The 19,696-nt window shown below is 38.2% G+C and carries 8 protein-coding genes, 4 tRNA genes and 3 rRNA genes; 11 read left to right on the top strand and 4 right to left on the bottom strand.

What is annotated here, in order from left to right; translation table 11 throughout:
• Positions 1 to 57: 57 nt before the first annotated feature.
• The gene (yidC, locus tag LB076_RS11585; protein ID WP_066332105.1) at positions 58 to 1,953 is read left to right on the top strand and encodes a membrane protein insertase YidC; all 1,896 of its coding nucleotides are present in this window, start codon (positions 58 to 60) and stop codon (positions 1,951 to 1,953) included.
• A 284-nt stretch (positions 1,954 to 2,237) separates the two neighbouring features.
• On the opposite strand, the gene rimK is transcribed toward yidC, so the two are convergent.
• Both rimK and LB076_RS11575 read right to left on the bottom strand, forming a co-directional pair.
• Positions 2,238 to 3,608 (bottom strand): 30S ribosomal protein S6--L-glutamate ligase, encoded by a 1,371-nt coding sequence (gene rimK / locus LB076_RS11580; protein WP_066332106.1) that lies wholly within the window; start codon positions 3,606 to 3,608, stop codon positions 2,238 to 2,240.
• Between the two features lie 150 nt (positions 3,609 to 3,758).
• On the bottom strand, positions 3,759 to 6,308 hold the full coding sequence (locus LB076_RS11575) for an ATP-dependent Clp protease ATP-binding subunit (RefSeq protein WP_066332108.1): 2,550 nt from the start codon (positions 6,306 to 6,308) through the stop codon (positions 3,759 to 3,761).
• 257 nt (positions 6,309 to 6,565) lie between these two features.
• On the opposite strand from LB076_RS11575, the gene gyrA reads away from it, so the two are divergent.
• The 10 genes from gyrA (at position 6,566) to LB076_RS11525 (ending at position 17,952) form a co-directional block, all read left to right on the top strand.
• The gene (gene gyrA / locus LB076_RS11570) at positions 6,566 to 9,214 is read left to right on the top strand and encodes a DNA gyrase subunit A (RefSeq protein ID WP_066332110.1); all 2,649 of its coding nucleotides are present in this window, start codon (positions 6,566 to 6,568) and stop codon (positions 9,212 to 9,214) included.
• 34 nt (positions 9,215 to 9,248) lie between these two features.
• Positions 9,249 to 10,517, top strand: a complete 1,269-nt coding sequence (locus tag LB076_RS11565; RefSeq protein ID WP_066332112.1) for a tetratricopeptide repeat protein — start codon at positions 9,249 to 9,251, stop codon at positions 10,515 to 10,517.
• A 1,014-nt stretch (positions 10,518 to 11,531) separates the two neighbouring features.
• A 16S ribosomal RNA gene (locus LB076_RS11560) occupies positions 11,532 to 13,045 on the top strand.
• Positions 13,046 to 13,174: 129 nt separating this feature from the next.
• Positions 13,175 to 13,248: transfer RNA gene (locus LB076_RS11555), tRNA-Ile, on the top strand.
• 94 nt (positions 13,249 to 13,342) lie between these two features.
• Positions 13,343 to 13,416: transfer RNA gene (locus tag LB076_RS11550), tRNA-Ala, on the top strand.
• A 124-nt stretch (positions 13,417 to 13,540) separates the two neighbouring features.
• Positions 13,541 to 16,423, top strand: a 23S ribosomal RNA gene (locus LB076_RS11545).
• Positions 16,424 to 16,549: 126 nt separating this feature from the next.
• A 5S ribosomal RNA gene (gene rrf / locus LB076_RS11540) occupies positions 16,550 to 16,659 on the top strand.
• Together the 16S, 23S and 5S rRNA genes with 4 tRNA genes alongside form the textbook arrangement of a ribosomal RNA operon.
• A gap of 50 nt (positions 16,660 to 16,709) precedes the next feature.
• Positions 16,710 to 16,782, top strand: a tRNA-Phe gene (locus LB076_RS11535).
• A gap of 8 nt (positions 16,783 to 16,790) precedes the next feature.
• Positions 16,791 to 16,876: transfer RNA gene (locus LB076_RS11530), tRNA-Leu, on the top strand.
• Between the two features lie 548 nt (positions 16,877 to 17,424).
• A complete protein-coding gene (locus LB076_RS11525; RefSeq protein ID WP_335583358.1) occupies positions 17,425 to 17,952 on the top strand; it encodes a M15 family metallopeptidase in 528 nt (175 codons plus the stop codon).
• A 1-nt stretch (position 17,953) separates the two neighbouring features.
• Here LB076_RS11525 and LB076_RS11520 read toward each other — a convergent pair whose 3' ends face one another.
• The gene (locus tag LB076_RS11520) at positions 17,954 to 18,517 is read right to left on the bottom strand and encodes a hypothetical protein (RefSeq protein WP_066335731.1); all 564 of its coding nucleotides are present in this window, start codon (positions 18,515 to 18,517) and stop codon (positions 17,954 to 17,956) included.
• Positions 18,514 to 19,695: a class I SAM-dependent methyltransferase gene (locus tag LB076_RS11515; RefSeq protein ID WP_066335726.1), complete on the bottom strand. Its 1,182-nt coding sequence runs from the start codon at positions 19,693 to 19,695 to the stop codon at positions 18,514 to 18,516. The genes LB076_RS11520 and LB076_RS11515 overlap by 4 nt, the downstream gene beginning before the upstream one ends.
• Position 19,696: the final 1 nt, after the last annotated feature.

The raw sequence follows: 19,696 nt of genomic DNA, 5'->3' as shown, positions 1-19,696 counted from the left end.
GTAATAATGCCTAGTTGCGCTTATTGTAAGCCAGGCAAATAATAATAATTGTATATAATGGAACAAAAAAAGTTTGACCCTAATTCCTTAATTGGTTTTGTATTAATTTTTGGTATATTAATTTGGATAATGTACAAAAACCAACCAACTGATGCAGAACTTGCAACAGAAAAAGCCAAAAAAGAGTTGGTAGTTACGCCACAAGCCAAATCCAATAATGCCAAAACGGTTCAAAATACTATCTCTGCTACTAGCAGCGATACTTTACAATTGGCTCAGTTGCAAAAATCCTTAGGTAGTTTTGCTTATTCAGCAGCATTACCATCTGCCAAAGAAAGTTTTACTACTCTCGAAAACAAGTTGGTAAAGTTGAAAATTGCAAATAAAGGTGGGTACATTGTTGAGGCTACTTTAAAAAACTTTGAAAGATTTAAAAAAGGATCCGGAGAATTAGTAAAACTAATAAAGGATAATAACGCCAATTTGAACATCCAGTTATTTACCAGTGACAACCATACTTTAAATACCAAAGACCTTTATTTTGAGCCTACTGTAACCCAGAATGGTTCGGATCAAATTTTATCCATGCGATTAAAAGCTGGAGCAAATGAATTTTTAGAGTACAAATACGTACTTAAGGCAGACGATTATATGTTGGATTTTGATATACAATCCCAAGGATTGCATAAAATATTGAATACTTCCAAGCCTTTAAACCTAGAATGGGACTTAAAAACCTATACCAATGAAAAAAGTATAAGTTATGAAAACCGTTATTCAGAACTATATTTTGAACACAAAGAAGGTAAAAGTGACTATTTAGGATTGGGTAGCCAAGAAGATGATGTGGTGCAAGACGTATCTTATATTGCCTACAAACAGCACTTTTTTTCTTCTATATTATTGTCCAGCACTCCATTTGAAACAGCAGAATTACACTCCACCAATTTAGTCCAAGACGATAAAGTAGATACTACCTTTACGAAACAATTTAAAGCCATGGTGCCTTTGGCATTTAAAAATGGTGAGATTGACCAAAAAATGAATTGGTATTATGGGCCAACAGATTATAAATTATTAAAATCGTATGATAGAAACCTAGAAGACATTGTGGCTTTAGGTTGGGGTATTTTTGGTTGGATCAACCGCCATGCTTTTATACCTATGTATGGATTTTTAAGTTTGTTTATTTCACATGGTTGGGCAATTGTTTTATTTACCATATTGGTTAAATTAGTGATGTCTCCAATAACGTACAAATCCTTTTTGTCTCAAGCAAAAATGAAAGTATTGCGACCTGAAATTGCAGAATTGGGAGATAAATTCAAAAAAGATCCCATGAAAAAACAGCAAGAAACCATGAAGCTGTATAATAAAGCTGGAGTCAATCCCATGGCAGGTTGTGTACCTGGATTATTGCAAATGCCAGTATTTTATGCCTTGTTTCAGTTTTTTCCTTCAGCAATAGGCTTAAGACAACAAGGATTCTTGTGGGCAGATGATTTGTCTTCCTTTGATTCCATATATAAGTTGCCATTTAGTATACCTGCCTATGGAGACCACATTAGTTTGTTTCCTATTTTGGCCTCAATAGCTATTTTCTTTTATATGAAAATGACAACTGGAGATCAGCAAATGGCAGCACCGCAGCAAGAAGGGATGCCAGATATGGCAAAAATGATGAAAATTATGATTTATGTATCGCCATTAATGATGTTGTTTTTCTTTAATAGCTATGCTTCAGGTCTGAGTTTGTATTACTTTATATCCAATACCATTACAATTGGTATCATGTTGGTTATCAAAAATTATATAATTGATAGTGATAAAATTCATGCTCAAATTCAAGAAAATAAATTAAAAGAACCCAAAAAACAAGGCAAGTTCCAGAGAAAATTACAAGAAGTAATGGAACAACAAGAAGCCATGAAAGCGCAACAAAAGAAGAAATAAGTTGTTGTTGTAGGATTCTGGAAAATAAAAAAGTAGTATCCAAGACATAATAAATTAAAAACAGTAGTAAGCTTGTCTTGCTACTGTTTTTTTTTTGGGTAAGTTTTTTTTTATACAATAAAAAGGGGTTGTTCCATGGAGTTTGTTATAAAAAAAAAGTATTCGAGTTATAACACAAACTCGAATACTTTTTTTACTCAATTTAATAGGGATACATTTTATAGCATGCTATCCATAAGATACAGATAGCTGCTGTTTGCAGTAGCTTTTCTTTATAATTTGTATTATTTTATTTTAAAGTTTTTTTCAATTGCTTTTATCATCTCTCCAGCAATATCTTTGTTGGTTGCACCCTCAATTCCTTCTAATCCTGGTGAGGAGTTAACCTCTAATAATAAGGGGCCTTTTGAGGATCGTATTATATCTACACCAGCTACTTTTAGATCCATTGCTTTGGCAGCTTTGATAGCAATTTTTTTCTCTTCGGGGGTTACTTTTATTATAGACGCGGTTCCACCAAGATGGATGTTGGCTCTAAATTCTCCAGGCATTGCTTCTCTTTGGATTGAGGCTACTACTTTTCCGTCAATAACAAAACAACGAATGTCTTTACCGTTGGCTTCTTTAATAAATTCTTGCACTAGTATGTTTGCATTAACACTTTTAAAGGCATTAATAACACTCTCGGCAGCTTTTTTGGTTTCTGCAAGCACAACGCCCTTTCCTTGAGTTCCTTCTAATAATTTTACAATTAAAGGGCAACCGCCTACCATTTTGATTAGATCATTGGTATCTAACGGAGAGTTTGCAAATCCGGTAGTCGGAATACCAATACCACTATTTAATAATAATTGCAACGAAAATAATTTATCTCTGGATTGGGTAATTGCATTGGCAGAGTTTAAACTAAATACTTTTAGTGCTTCAAACTGTCGTGTCAAGGCGCAACCATAAAAGGTAATACTAGGCCGAATTCTAGGAATTATGGCATCAAACTGATCCAGAATTATTCCGCCTCTGTAGTGGATCTCCGGAGTTTGTGCGTCTAGACGCATGTAACATTCTTTAATATTTAAAAAATGCATTTCATGGCCACGCATTTCTCCAGCTTCCATGATGCGTTTGTTGCTATACAATTCGGGGTTGCTTGCTAGTACACCAATACGCAGTCCAGTACTGGCTTTTTCAGCATTTTTATAAAGTTCTTTTAAGCTATCGGTGGTTGGTTGTCCTAACAAGAATTGTTTTTCAGGATCTACAAGCACTCTTCCGCTCATTGCTTCTCGGCCCAAAAGCATTCGGTACCCCATGGAGTCTCTGTTGGTTAGCGTCATTTCTATGGGCCAATTGGAGTCTCCTATTTGTAAATTGGTTCGAATAACATAACGGTGTTCTCTAAAACCACTAGAGCTTTTAACAATTCGTTTGTCTACTAAAGGCGCTTCACAGTGGATCACCGTTTTTAGATTGTTTTGGATTGGGTTGATGTCAAAACGAACCCAATTGGTTTCGTTTTTGATAAAAGGTGCAATGTTTATGGCGTGTAGCGCAGAGGTTTTTGCGCCGGAATCTACACGTGCTTTTATGGTAGGAATATTTAATTCTGGGAAGGAACACCATTCTTCACTACCAAGAATAACTTTATTTTCAGACATATGCTGCTATTTATTAAGACTGTTTTATAAAAAATCAAATGTATATATTTGTTTTTAAAAATGGTGCTAATTTACTTAAAGAATAAACCCGTTAGTTTATAAAAACGTAACGGGTTTATTAAGAATTGCTACTCCATATCCACAGAGTGTTTACCCATTAGTAGTATCTTCTGTTTTTTCAACCCGTACCGTAAGCTCTTGAGCTCCTTCTTCAATATCCATGTAAATTTTGTCACCAGAGGTTATTTTTGAGGTGATAATTTCTTCTGCCAAAGCATCTTCAACATATTTTTGGATGGCTCTTTTTAGAGGTCTAGCTCCAAATTGTTTGTCAAAACCTTTCTCGGCGATAAACGCTTTTGCTTTATCGGATAGTTTTAGGTTGTATCCTAATTCAACGATACGCGCATATAGTTTTTTTAGCTCAATTTCAATAATTAAGTCTATGTGTTCTTTTTCTAGTGCATTGAACACAATTACATCATCAATACGGTTTAAAAATTCTGGAGCAAAGGTTTTCTTTAATGCATTTTCAATAATGCTTTTAGAATTATCATCTGCTTGTGCTACTTTGGCAGCAGTTCCAAATCCAACTCCTTGTCCAAAATCTTTTAGTTGTCTGGCTCCAACATTAGAAGTCATAATGATTATGGTATTTTTGAAGTCAATTTTCCGACCTAAACTATCGGTCAAATAGCCATCGTCAAGTACTTGTAATAACATATTGAATACATCTGGATGTGCTTTTTCAATTTCGTCTAGAAGTACCACTGCGTAGGGTTTGCGTCTTACTTTTTCAGTCAATTGCCCTCCTTCTTCATAGCCAACATATCCTGGAGGCGCTCCGATTAATCTAGAGATAGCAAATTTTTCCATGTATTCACTCATATCAATTCTAATTAAGGCATCTTCAGAATCAAATAATTCTTTGGCCAAAACCTTCGCTAATTGGGTTTTTCCTACACCTGTTTGACCAAGAAATATAAACGAGCCTATCGGGCGATTTGGATCTTTTAGTCCAGCACGATTTCTTTGTATAGAACGTGCAATTTTAATTACCGCTTCGTTTTGACCAATTACTTTGCTTTCGATAAGTTCCGGTAATTTTGCTAATTTATTGCTTTCTGTTTGCGCAATGCGGTTAACCGGAATTCCGGTCATCATAGAGACTACATCAGCAACATTGTCTTCGGTTACTTCTATACGGTTCTTTTTGGCGTCTTCTTCCCATTGTTCTTGTGCCAGTGCTAAATCTTTTTCGATGCGTTTTTCGTCGTCTCTAAGTTTTGCGGCTTCTTCGTATTTTTGTTTTTTGACTACGGCATTTTTAAGTTCCCGTACTTCCTCTAATTGGCGCTCTAGGTCTAGTATTTTTTTTGGAACTTCAATATTGGTGATATGTACTCTAGAACCAGCTTCGTCTAAGGCATCAATAGCTTTGTCTGGCAAAAATCGTTCAGACATATATCTATCGGTCAATTTTACGCAGGCTTCGATTGCTTCGCTGGAGTAAAAAACATTATGGTGGTCTTCGTATTTGTTTTTTATGTTGTTTAAAATAGTGATGGTTTCTTCCACAGAGGTTGGTTCCACAATTATTTTTTGAAAACGACGCTCTAAAGCACCATCTTTCTCAATATATTGTCTGTATTCATCCAGGGTAGTTGCTCCAATACATTGAATTTCTCCTCTTGCTAAAGCAGGTTTGAACATGTTGGAGGCATCCAAAGATCCTGTGGCACCACCAGCACCAACAATGGTGTGGATTTCATCAATGAAAAGAATAATGTCATCATTTTTTTCTAATTCATTCATTACAGCCTTCATGCGTTCTTCAAACTGCCCTCGGTATTTGGTTCCTGCAACAAGGCTGGCCAGATCTAGGGTTACTACTCGTTTGTTAAATAGTATTCTAGAAACTTTTTTTTGTATAATTCGCAAAGCCAAACCTTCGGCTATGGCAGATTTACCTACACCAGGCTCTCCTATAAGCAGTGGGTTGTTTTTTTTGCGACGGCTCAAAATTTGCGATACACGCTCAATTTCTTTCTCACGGCCCACTACAGGGTCTAGTTTTCCTTCTTCGGCCATTTCGGTTAAATCACGACCAAAGTTATCCAATACGGGTGTTTTGGATTTTTTGAGTGACTTATTAGCGGGATTGTTAAAACTAGCTTCTTTAAGGCTGTCATCTTGTCCTGGTTCGTCATTAAAGGACTCGGTTGCTCTTGGCAAGTTTTCTAAAAACTCTTCTTCGTTTGGTGTCATATTTATATATTGTTCTTTAGCTGCATCATAATCAATTTTAAGTTTATTTAGTAGCTTGGTTGTGGGGTCGTTTTCATTTCTTAAAATGCATAGTAACAAATGCGCAGTACTCACAGAAGGGCTCTGAAAAACTTTGGCTTCTAAAAAAGTGGTTTTGAGCGCACGCTCTGCTTGACGGGTCAAATGGAGGTTTTTTTTCTCTGCATTTATTTCGATACCAGGTATTGCTGGACTCAGAATTTCTACCTTTTTACGTAAGTGTTCTAGATTAACATCTAGGTTGTTAAGTATCTGTATTGCCTTGCCATTGCCATCTCTTAGAATGCCTAGCATTAAATGTTCGGTACCAATAAAATCATGCCCTAATCGTAAAGCTTCTTCTTTACTGTAAGTTATCACGTCTTTTACTCTTGGTGAAAAATTATCGTCCATAATATATGTTTAGTAAATGTAAATTTAGTGAATTAGTATTTTAAAAACAAAAATCATTCCTTAAGATCGTTTGGCAGCTAATTAACCAATAAAACAAATGTAATGGCATTCAATACACAAAAAAAATAGCCAACAATACGGGGATTTTTATTGTTAATAAATCCTTGAAATTAGTCTCAAAAAAAGCTTTTAAAAATTTCAAAAAAGCGTATATTGGCACGTTTTGAAACTAATATAATTTTTTAATATAACAACTTATGTCTGAAGGAGAAAAGATAATTCCTATTAACATAGAAGACGAAATGAAATCTGCTTACATTGATTATTCCATGTCAGTAATTGTGTCTAGAGCGCTTCCGGATGTTAGAGATGGTTTAAAACCGGTACACCGAAGAGTTCTTTATGGGATGTATGATTTAGGAGTTTTTTCAAATAAAGCCCATAAAAAATCGGCAAGAATTGTCGGGGAAGTTTTAGGAAAGTACCACCCACACGGAGATACATCGGTGTATGATGCTATGGTTCGTATGGCTCAGGAGTGGAGTTTACGTTATTTATTAGTGGATGGTCAAGGTAACTTTGGGTCTGTAGATGGAGATAGTCCTGCAGCAATGCGTTATACGGAGGCTAGAATGCGTAAAATTTCGGAAGAAATAATGGCAGATATCGAAAAAGAAACGGTAGATTTTCAGTTAAACTTTGACGATACGTTATATGAGCCTAAAGTAATGCCTACACGTGTTCCTACCTTACTAATCAATGGAGCAACCGGTATTGCAGTAGGTATGGCAACCAATATGCCTCCGCATAATCTTACAGAGGTTATCAACGGGACCTTAGCCTTTATGGATAATAATGCTATTGAGATTGATGAGCTCATGACACATATTAAAGCCCCTGATTTTCCTACAGGAGGAGTTATTTATGGGTACGAAGGAGTTCGCGAAGCTTTTAAAACCGGTAGAGGTAGAGTAGTTATGCGTGCCAAAGTTGGTTTTGAAGAGGTAGACGGTAGAGAGTGTATTATTGTTACCGAAATACCATATCAAGTCAACAAAGCAGATATGATCAAACGTACTGCAGATTTAGTTAATGACAAAAAGATAGACGGTATAGCCAACATCCGTGATGAATCAGACAGAAATGGGATGCGTATTGTTTATATTTTAAAACGAGATGCAACACCTAATGTGGTTTTAAATACCTTATATAAATATACCCAATTACAATCTTCTTTCAGTGTCAACAACATTGCATTGGTGAACGGACGCCCTCAGATGCTGAATCTAAAAGAGATGATTCATTATTTTGTAGAGCATCGCCATGATGTAGTAGTACGAAGAACCCAGTTTGAGTTACGCAAAGCCGAAGAAAGAGCACATATATTAGAAGGTTTAATAATAGCCTCGGATAATATTGACGAAGTAATTGCGCTAATAAAAGCATCCAAAAACACCGAACAAGCAAGAGAAAAGTTAATTGAAAGGTTTCAATTATCGGATATACAAGCTAGAGCAATTGTAGAGATGCGTTTGCGTCAGTTAACAGGGCTAGAACAAGACAAATTAAGAGCAGAATACGAAGAGATAATGAAATTAATAGAGCATTTAAGAGCTTTATTGGCAGATGTTAACTTAAGAATTGCTTTGATTAAAGAAGAATTAGTAGAAATTAGAGATAAATACGGAGACGAACGCCGTTCTGTAATTGAATATTCAGGCGGAGACGTTAGCATCGAAGATTTAATTGCAGATGAAAAGGTAGTAATAACCATATCGCACGCAGGGTATATCAAACGTACCAATCTCTCCGAATACAAAACTCAAAACAGAGGTGGAGTAGGTCAAAAAAGTGCCGGAACAAGAGATCAAGATTTCTTAGAGCACATGTTTGTAGCTACCAACCACCAATACATGATGTTTTTTACGCAAAAAGGAAAGTGCTTCTGGATGCGCGTTTACGAAATTCCAGAAGGAAACAAAACAGCCAAAGGAAGAGCAATTCAGAACCTTATAAATATTGAAAGTGATGATAAAGTAAAAGCCTTTATTTGCACCCAAGATCTAAAAGACCAAGACTATATTAAGAGCCATAATTTAGTTATGGTAACCAAAAAAGGACAAGTCAAAAAGACCTCTTTAGAGAAATATTCAAAACCAAGAGTTAATGGGGTTGCTGCAATCACCATCAAAGAAGGAGATGAGTTGTTAGAAGCCAAATTAACCAATGGAGAAAGTCAAATTATCCTAGCGGTTAAGTCCGGAAAATTAGTCCGTTTTGAAGAAACAAAAACACGACCAATGGGAAGAACAGCTTCTGGGGTGCGTGGTATATCCCTTAAAGACGACCAAGACGAAGTAATTGGTATGGTTACTGTAGATAAAGATGCTGTCAATGACTCTCAGGTTTTAGTAGTTACCGAAAAAGGATACGGAAAACGAACCAAATTAGTTGACGAAGACGGAGAAGACGTTTACCGTATAACTAACCGAGGCGGAAAAGGCGTTAAAACACTTAACATCACAGAAAAAACAGGCCAATTAATCTCAATCAATGCCGTGACAGATGCCGATGATTTAATGATAATCAATAAATCTGGTTTAACCATTAGAATGGCAATTGAAGATTTACGCGTAATGGGACGTGCCACCCAAGGAGTAAAATTAATCAACCTTAAAGGAAAAGACTCTATTGCTGCAGTGACCAAGGTCATGAAAGATGATGCGGAAGAAGTAGTAGTTGACGAGGAAGGAAATATCATTGAAGGAACAACAATTGAAAGAGTAAAACCTGTTTTGGAAGTTCTTGAAGAAGATGTTTTAGAAGACGATAACGAGGATGACGACGACGACTTAGAAGACGATCCAGAAGACGATTCAAATGATTCAGACGACACAGAAGAATAATTAAAGCAAATAAAAAATAAATTAAAAGAACGTTATGAAAAGTAAATATGTACTACTTACCTCTGCTTTACTAGTATCAATGGCCACTTTTGCTCAAAAAGATGAACTTAAAGCTGCTGAAAAAGCATTTAAAAAAGGACAAGCGCAAGAGGCTCTAGAATTATTAAAAGGAGCAGAACCTTTAATGGGCAACGCTTCAGAATCTGAAAAAGCACAGTTTTTCTTTGTAAAAGGAAACGCCTTATTGGAACTAGCAGACAAAAAAGTCGAGGAAGACAAAAACAGATCCTTAGCAGCAGCAGCTTATTTGGATCTAATACAAGCCGAAAACGCTTCCGGAAAATCAAAATATTCCACACAAGCAACCCAATCGATACTTACAATCAAAAATAAATTGATTGATGGAGCAATTGCAGACTCTAAAGAAGATAAATTTGCTATAAGTGCAAAAAAACTGCACGAAGCTTACTTATTAGATCAAAAAGACACGTTAAATCTTTATTACGCCGCTTCCACCTACATAAATGCAAAAGAGTATGACAAGGCATTAAAATTATATAAAGACCTAAAAAAAATAAACTATTCCGGAAAAGAAACCAACTATTTGGCTGTTAATAAATTGACACAACAAAACGATCTTTTCAAAAATGCTCAAGAAAGAGATAGAATGGTTAAGTTGGGAACCCACCAACAGCCAACAACAGAGGAAATTCCGTCCAAAAGAGGAGAAATCAATAAAAACATTGTTTTGATCTTGGTAGAAAACGGAAAAATTGACGAAGCTAAAGCGGCCATAGCAGATGCAAAAAGAACCAATCCAGAAGACACCTCTTTGATCTTAACCGAAGCAAATCTATACCTAGAATCCAAGGATTTTGAAACATACAAAAAATTAGTCAATCAAGTTTTAGAAAAAAATCCTAATGATGCAGATTTAATATTCAACTTAGGAGTAATAAGTGCCAATGCTAAAAATCTAGCAGATGCAGAAAAATATTACAACCAAGCAATCAAGATAAACCCTAGCTATCTTAATGCATATATCAACATGGCAGCTTTAAAACTAGAAAAAGAAGGTGTTATAATTGAAGAAATGAATAAATTAGGCACTTCAGACAAAGAGATGAAGCGTTACGAAGTTCTAAAAAGACAACGACAAGATCTATTCCGAGCAGCAATACCTTATTTAACCAAAGCCTTAGAATTAGATCCAAAAAATACCGATGTAGCTAAAACACTCCTTGGAGTGTACTCAGGGCTAGAGATGACTGCTGAGAAAAAAGCTTTAGAAGCAAAAATGTAATATTAGTATTATGTAATTAAAAAAAAAGGAACTTAATTGTTCCTTTTTTTTTGCACCAAAATAACCAAATCCGCAAAAATAGGATCCTTTGTTAACGCATTAGTTACCCAAAAGGTTTATTTCCAGAATTACAAATAAAGCAGAATTGTTTAAAACGCATTCACATAGACAATTCAATCTATTAAGAAAAAGTAAATAAAACGCAAAAAGAAGTCCTTACCATAAAAAAACAAAGGAGCTATTTCCTGCTATCCGCTACAATCTACCTCGCCGAACCCCGTCTCGGCAGGATTTCCGCTACTATCAGGGCTAGGAGCGAGGCGTTCCAAAGCTAATCTCATTCCAAAGTTAAGCCTACCTATTATATAAAGACAACAGATACACCTGCAAAAAACAACCACCAAACCCCTAAAACCGGCAGTATAACCACAAAAACAGCAGCAAAGACCTATAAAAGCAACAAAAGAAGCATTTGTATAGAATTAAAAACAAAGCAGTTAGCGATTCTTATTAAGAAAAGGTAAATAAAAGGTAAAAAAAGTATTGATTAACCGAAAAAAGGCGGTAGTTTTGCACCCGCAATAAGAAACAAGTTCTTTCAAATACTGGCAAGCAGACGAAATCAAGGTGAAAATTTATTTTTCAAAAAAGAGTTCAAAAGCTTGTGAGAATTAAAGGAAAAGTTTACATTTGCACCCCGCTAAACAAGCGACGTTATTTGACATACTGCTAAGAGAAATAGAGAAAAAATTAAAAAATTATTTTTTAAAAAAACCTCAAAATTTTCTTGCCAGTTACCAAAACAAGTCGTAGTTTTGCACCCGCTTCGAGAGTCACGAAAATTGACCGACGAAACGAGAAACAAGATAAGACACGTTCCTAGACATATTGAATTGACAGCCGTTTTAAGAGAGATCTTAAGACAAAGAATAAGAGTAATAGAAATGCAAGAATAAAAAAGAACCAATAGATCTTCAGTCAAAAATAAATAGCTTAGAGATAAGCAAACAATATACGATGAAGAGTTTGATCCTGGCTCAGGATGAACGCTAGCGGCAGGCTTAACACATGCAAGTCGAGGGGTATAGTTCTTCGGAACTAGAGACCGGCGCACGGGTGCGTAACGCGTATGCAATCTACCTTTCACAGAGGGATAGCCCAGAGAAATTTGGATTAATACCTCATAGTATAGCAGTCTCGCATGAGACCACTATTAAAGATTTATCGGTGAAAGATGAGCATGCGTCCCATTAGCTAGTTGGTATGGTAACGGCATACCAAGGCTACGATGGGTAGGGGTCCTGAGAGGGAGATCCCCCACACTGGTACTGAGACACGGACCAGACTCCTACGGGAGGCAGCAGTGAGGAATATTGGACAATGGGCGCAAGCCTGATCCAGCCATGCCGCGTGCAGGATGACGGTCCTATGGATTGTAAACTGCTTTTATACAGGAAGAAACCCTGGTTCGAGAACCAGCTTGACGGTACTGTAAGAATAAGGATCGGCTAACTCCGTGCCAGCAGCCGCGGTAATACGGAGGATCCAAGCGTTATCCGGAATCATTGGGTTTAAAGGGTCCGTAGGCGGTCAGATAAGTCAGTGGTGAAAGCCCATCGCTCAACGGTGGAACGGCCATTGATACTGTCTGACTTGAATTATTAGGAAGTAACTAGAATATGTAGTGTAGCGGTGAAATGCTTAGAGATTACATGGAATACCAATTGCGAAGGCAGGTTACTACTAATTGATTGACGCTGATGGACGAAAGCGTGGGTAGCGAACAGGATTAGATACCCTGGTAGTCCACGCCGTAAACGATGGATACTAGCTGTTGGGCGCAAGTTCAGTGGCTAAGCGAAAGTGATAAGTATCCCACCTGGGGAGTACGAACGCAAGTTTGAAACTCAAAGGAATTGACGGGGGCCCGCACAAGCGGTGGAGCATGTGGTTTAATTCGATGATACGCGAGGAACCTTACCAAGGCTTAAATGTAGATTGACCGGTTTGGAAACAGACCTTTCGCAAGACAATTTACAAGGTGCTGCATGGTTGTCGTCAGCTCGTGCCGTGAGGTGTCAGGTTAAGTCCTATAACGAGCGCAACCCCTGTTGTTAGTTGCCATCGAGTCAAGTCGGGAACTCTAACAAGACTGCCAGTGTAAACTGTGAGGAAGGTGGGGATGACGTCAAATCATCACGGCCCTTACGCCTTGGGCTACACACGTGCTACAATGGACGGTACAGAGAGCAGCCACTATGCAAATAGGAGCGAATCTACAAAACCGTTCTCAGTTCGGATCGGAGTCTGCAACTCGACTCCGTGAAGCTGGAATCGCTAGTAATCGGATATCAGCCATGATCCGGTGAATACGTTCCCGGGCCTTGTACACACCGCCCGTCAAGCCATGGAAGCTGGGGGTGCCTGAAGTCGGTGACCGCAAGGAGCTGCCTAGGGTAAAACTGGTAACTAGGGCTAAGTCGTAACAAGGTAGCCGTACCGGAAGGTGCGGCTGGAACACCTCCTTTCTAGAGCCTTAGTGTTAGCGCAAGCACGCTAGGGAAAGAGACGAAAAGAGAAGTTGGTCATTATGCTTAAAGTTTTATTACTCTTGCTGTTAATTTAAAAAAAAGAACAAATAATTTAAGAATGAAGAGTGTCTCGTAGCTCAGCTGGTTAGAGTACTACACTGATAATGTAGGGGTCGACAGTTCGAGTCTGTCCGAGACAACAATTTAGGATTAGTTATATATAAGGAAATTTTAGAAGTATGAGTATGAATACCTTAATTCAAAATTCAACATTCATAATTTAAGATTAGAAATGGGGGATTAGCTCAGCTGGCTAGAGCGCCTGCCTTGCACGCAGGAGGTCAACGGTTCGACTCCGTTATTCTCCACAATTCCGAAAGGAAAAAAGTTCATTGACATATTGAGATAAGAAAATATTACAAGTAGAAAGCGTTTTTTACTATTAGTAGTAAAAGACAAAAAAAACGGTCTTAATTAATTTTAAGATTGGTACAATAAGCAAAATAAGGGCGTATGGGGGATGCCTTGGCTCTCAGAGGCGATGAAGGGCGTGATAAGCTGCGAAAAGTTACGGGGACGAGCACACATCGATTGATCCGTAAATACCCGAATGGGGCAACCCACTATGTTGAAGACATAGTACACCTACGGGTGGGCAAACCCGCTGAACTGAAACATCTAAGTAGGCGGAGGAGAAGAAAACAAAAGTGATTCCGTAAGTAGTGGCGAGCGAACGCGGATTAGCCCAAACCAAAGTTGTTACGGCAATTTTGGGGTTGTAGGACCACGATATTCCATGTAAAACGAACTAGAATCTACTGGAAAGTAGAACCAAAGAGGGTGATAGTCCTGTATAGGTAAGTGCTATAATGGATAGTGGTATCCTGAGTAGGGCGGGACACGAGAAATCCTGTCTGAATTTGGCGGGACCATCCGCTAAGGCTAAATACTCCTGAGAGACCGATAGTGAACCAGTACCGTGAGGGAAAGGTGAAAAGAACCGTGAATAACGGAGTGAAATAGATCCTGAAACCATACGCTTACAAGCGGTCGGAGCCCTTTCGTGGGGTGACGGCGTGCCTTTTGCATAATGAGCCTACGAGTTAACGTTGCTGGCAAGGATAAGTGGTTAAGCCACGGATCCGTAGCGAAAGCGAGTCTGAATAGGGCGCTTTAGTCAGTAGTGTTAGACGCGAAACCGTGTGATCTACCCATGGACAGGTTGAAGCTTTGTTAACCCAAAGTGGAGGACCGAACCCGTTGACGTTGAAAAGTCTTGGGATGATCTGTGGGTAGGGGTGAAAGGCCAATCAAACTCGGAAATAGCTCGTACTCCCCGAAATGCATTTAGGTGCAGCGTTATGTATAAGTTATATAGAGGTAGAGCTACTGATTGGATGCGGGGGCTTCACCGCCTACCAATTCCTGACAAACTCCGAATGCTATATAATGTTTCATAACAGTGAGGGCTTGGGTGCTAAGGTCCAAGTCCGAGAGGGAAAGAACCCAGACCATCAGCTAAGGTCCCCAAATATATACTAAGTTGAAAGAACGCGGTTTGTCTGCCTAGACAGCTAGGATGTTGGCTTGGAAGCAGCCATTCATTTAAAGAGTGCGTAACAGCTCACTAGTCGAGCGGACGAGCATGGATAATAATCGGGCATAAGTATATTACCGAAGCTATGGATTTACGATAATACGTAAGTGGTAGGGGAGCATTCTAATGGGGTTGAAGGTGATTCGTAAGGGTTGCTGGACTAATTAGAAAAGAAAATGTAGGCATAAGTAACGATAATGCGGGCGAGAAACCCGCACACCGAAAGACTAAGGTTTCCACAGCTATGCTAATCAGCTGTGGGTTAGTCGGGACCTAAGGCGAACCCGAAAGGGACAGTCGATGGACAACGGGTTAATATTCCCGTACTAGTTTTAACTGTGATGGGGTGACGGAGTAATGAAAGTGTCGCGAACTGACGGAATAGTTCGTTGAAGTACGTACCTATAGGCTGCGCAGGCAAATCCACGCGGCTTGGGGAAATACGATAGTACTCGGCGTCTTCGGACAAAGAGATAGTACACCTAAGCGCTTCCAAGAAAAACCTCTAAACTTCAGGTTAATAGTACCCGTACCGCAAACCGACACAGGTAGTCGAGATGAGAATTCTAAGGTGCTCGAGAGATTCATGGCTAAGGAATTAGGCAAAATAGACCCGTAACTTCGGGAGAAGGGTCGCCAGCAGCAATGCTGGCCGCAGTGAAGAGGTCCAGGCGACTGTTTATCAAAAACACAGGGCTCTGCAAAATCGTAAGATGAAGTATAGGGCCTGACACCTGCCCGGTGCTGGAAGGTTAAGAGGAGATGTTATCTTCGGAGAAGCATTGAATTGAAGCCCCAGTAAACGGCGGCCGTAACTATAACGGTCCTAAGGTAGCGAAATTCCTTGTCGGGTAAGTTCCGACCTGCACGAATGGTGTAACGATCTGGACACTGTCTCAGCCATGAGCTCGGTGAAATTGTAGTAGCGGTGAAGATGCCGCTTACCCGCAGTGGGACGAAAAGACCCTGTGCACCTTTACTATAGCTTAGTATTGACCTTGGACAAATGATGTGTAGGATAGGTTGGAGACTATGAAGTGGCGTCGCTAGGCGTTGTGGAGTCATTGTTGAAATACAACCCTTTGTTTGTCTGAGGCCTAACCCCGCATTGCGGGGGACATTGCTTGGTGGGTAGTTTGACTGGGGTGGTCGCCTCCAAAAGAGTAACGGAGGCTTCTAAAGGTTCCCTCAGTACGCTTGGTAACCGTGCGTAGAGTGCAATGGCATAAGGGAGCTTGACTGAGAGACATACAGGTCGATCAGGTACGAAAGTAGAGCATAGTGATCCGGTGGTTCCGCATGGAAGGGCCATCGCTCAAAGGATAAAAGGTACGCCGGGGATAACAGGCTGATCTCCCCCAAGAGCTCATATCGACGGGGGGGTTTGGCACCTCGATGTCGGCTCGTCACATCCTGGGGCTGGAGAAGGTCCCAAGGGTTGGGCTGTTCGCCCATTAAAGTGGCACGCGAGCTGGGTTCAGAACGTCGTGAGACAGTTCGGTCTCTATCTACTGTGGGCGCAAGAAATTTGAGTGGATCTGATTCTAGTACGAGAGGACCGAATTGGACAAACCTCTAGTGTATCTGTTGTCACGCCAGTGGCATGGCAGAGTAGCTACGTTTGGAAGGGATAAGCGCTGAAAGCATATAAGCGCGAAACCCACCACAAGATGAGATTTCTTTTAAGGATCGTGGGAGATGACCACGTTGATAGGCTATAGATGTAAAGGCAGTAATGTCATAGTCGAGTAGTACTAATAATCCGTAAGCTTATGTACACCCTTTCCAGCCTCGTAAGAGGCTGGGGAAACTTTCTAATTATATTTTTTTCTTTATCTCAGTATGTTACGATATTCTGTAATGTTTATTAGCACCATGCTAATTTACCCATTGCAAAACGACCTTAAGGTGGTTATTGCGGCGGGGCTCACCTCTTCCCATCCCGAACAGAGAAGTTAAGCCCGCCTGCGCAGATGGTACTGCAGTTATGTGGGAGAGTATGTCGTCGCCTTTCTTTTTAAAAAACCCTTATCCTAATCGGATAAGGGTTTTAATTATCTTTTAGGTACCTTAGCTCAGATGGTAGAGCAATGGACTGAAAATCCATGTGTCCCTGGTTCGATCCCTGGAGGTACCACTTATTTTGCTCGGATGGTGAAATTGGTAGACACGCTGGACTTAAAATCCAGTGAACAGCAATGTTCGTGCGGGTTCAAGTCCCGCTCTGAGTACACTTTAAAACTGTGAAAAATTATTTTTTAATTTTTCACAGTTTTTTTTATTACTTATATTTAAATTCTCGGTCAACTGTATGGATCATTGGATCAATCCCAAAAGGATCAATCCCAAAACCTGTGGAGCGACAAGAATTAGGCATAAATATTGAATCATGCGCAAATGTTGTGGGTTATCCAAAAAGGTTTGATAATCTAAACAAGAAAAAATCAATTTTCAGAACGCCTTCAAACCGACTTCTGAACGCTTTAATTTTAGTATTAAAAGATTATTCCTATTTTAATTATGAATTTTAAAGAAGCTTATGAATTTCGTTTCTTTCGAAGTATTCGTAATAAATGCTTTTATTGCATCATTTGCATAAAGTTTTTGTCTATAATATATTTAATATTGTATTTTTATTAAAAAAAATATGCGGTTTTACAAAATAATATTTTTAGTAATTTTTGTTCTTAGATTCTATTCTTGCAAACCTCAGTCATCTAATACAAAATTGGTTATTCAGCAACAAATTAGCCAGGGTCAAGATACTGTTTTTGTTAATTTGAAAGAGTACAGTTCAGATTTTGTTTATGACATCAAATATGCAACAGATGCTACTTTTTTAAATGCAAAAGTGTATGATTGTCCTGCATGTTATATGCGTTTAAAAACGGTTAAAGCACTAATTAAAGCCAATAAGGATTTTGAAAAAAGAGGGTTTAAAATAAAAATATGGGATTGTTATAGGCCCTTAGATGTCCAAATAAAAATGTGGAAAATTGTTCCGGATCCTCGGTATGTTGCCGATCCCAATAAAGGATCGATACACAATAGAGGTGGAGCTGTGGATGTAACCTTAGTAGATAAATATGGTAAAGAATTAGATATGGGTACTGTTTTTGACTTTTTTGGGAAAGAAGCCAGTCATAAATATTTAAATTTACCAAAAAATATTCTTCTTAATAGAAGGTTATTGAAGCGGATAATGGTAGCTAATGGGTTTAAGTCACTGAATTCAGAATGGTGGCATTATGACTTGAAAACTGCAATAGCTGATCCAATTTCTAATGCCAAGTGGTCTTGCGATTAGTTTATTTGATGCAATGTAGATGGTCTATAAAATAAGTTTCGGGTGTATATAGGGTATTGTCTAGTTCTGATGTTAATTGTTTTGGAATAACGTAGTCCTTACTTTCGGTCAAAAATCGGATTCTAATGAAAGACACTGGTGAGGCCAATAGATCTTGAATATTCTCTTTTGTAAATAAAAAAACTCCATTCAAAACACGGTTGTTATACCCTTTATCATCTTGAATCAACGTGCTACAGTTTTCTTGATTGAGATGTTGTAATGTAATTATTCCACCATTTTGTAGTTGTAGATATACTTTTGAATTTTTGTCTAAACAATTGGCTGGTATAAAATGCTTGCTTTTTTGAATTGTTTGCATATTTAAGGTAGGGATGTTATCCGTAATGGCTAAGTTTAGGAACACATAGCTGGAGTTATCTGCAAAATGTTTTTCTGAAATTAGATATTCTTTAGTCATTTTGTAGGTTCCTATAGAATCGGTACCATTTTGGACGTATGCACAGGGTTTTTGAGCAAATATAGTATGGAGGCTAAGAATTAGCAGCAGATGCAGGATTTTCATTTTATTTTATTACAAATTAATACTATTTTATTGTTGTTTATATCGGTGGTAAAAAAAGTATAAAGTGTACCACCATCTTTTATATCCCATTTTTTACGAATTTTCTCTACAGTTTCTGGAAAATTTCTGGTAGTAACGTTAGACTTGGTATTTTTTAAATACGTTTGCATCGGTGCTTTGCTATAAGTAAATGTAGTTTGTATATCAAAAACCCTACCAGGGAAGTCTAGTATGCTGTCGGAAGTATATAAATGGGAGTGTTTATGTAGTTTTTTGATGTTATAAAATTGACTTACGGCATCAAAACCTCCCGATTTCATAATTGCACTGTTGGGCTCATAAAGGTATTTTTGAGGTAAACTGTATTTTGCATTTCCAATTGGAGCTTGCATTATAAAACTAAAGTGTTCTAATTTATCTTTAGTCAAATTTACTGTTGCAATGGTGGTATTTCCAGAATAATCTTTATGCAGCTCCCACAGCAGTTCTTTTACTTCGTTATCTAAAGCAATAATGTGTATTGTTTTTACATTATTTAGCTCTGTTAATCCAGCTGTTATATCCAGAAGTGGTGCTGTTTTGACTAATATTGAGGTGCTGTATTTAAAGTAGAAATTTAGGTTTTCAGGAACGTTTGGTAAACAGTCTTGCAGCATAAAGACTTTTCCCTTGGCATCATTACGTCTAGAAGGATCAATATATATCCAGTCCCATTTGGTATTTAAGCTACTAAGTGTTGTTGCGCTATCTCCGGTATAACAAATAATGTTATTGGCTTGGAGTTTGGTAAAATTGTGTTTTACGATAGCGGCTAATTCTGGATTAATTTCACAATGTGCTATTGTGTTCATTTTTTTAGAAAAATAGTAATCATCAACTCCAAAACCACCCGTTAGGTCAATTAAATTTTTGCCCGAAATAAGGCTGCTTTTGTATTTAGCAGTAGATTCGGAGGAGGTTTGTTCTATAGATATTTTACTGGGATATATAATTTTGTCTGTAGCAAACCAGCTAGGCAACTTTTGTTTTGCTTTTGCTTTAGCTTCTATTTGTTTTAGAATAGTGCTCCATTCTATATCTGGGAATGGATTTTTTTGCAAGGCTAGTTTTGCTACTGAGGTTGGTATATTTTCGGTAATGAAATTTTGTACTTCATTGCTTAATAACTTAGATTCCAAA

The sequence above is a fragment of the Flavobacterium crassostreae genome, from assembly GCF_001831475.1.
GTDB lineage: Bacteria > Bacteroidota > Bacteroidia > Flavobacteriales > Flavobacteriaceae > Flavobacterium > Flavobacterium crassostreae.
Note: the sequence above shows the minus strand (reverse complement) of the source record. Positions and strands in the feature narration are given on the sequence as shown.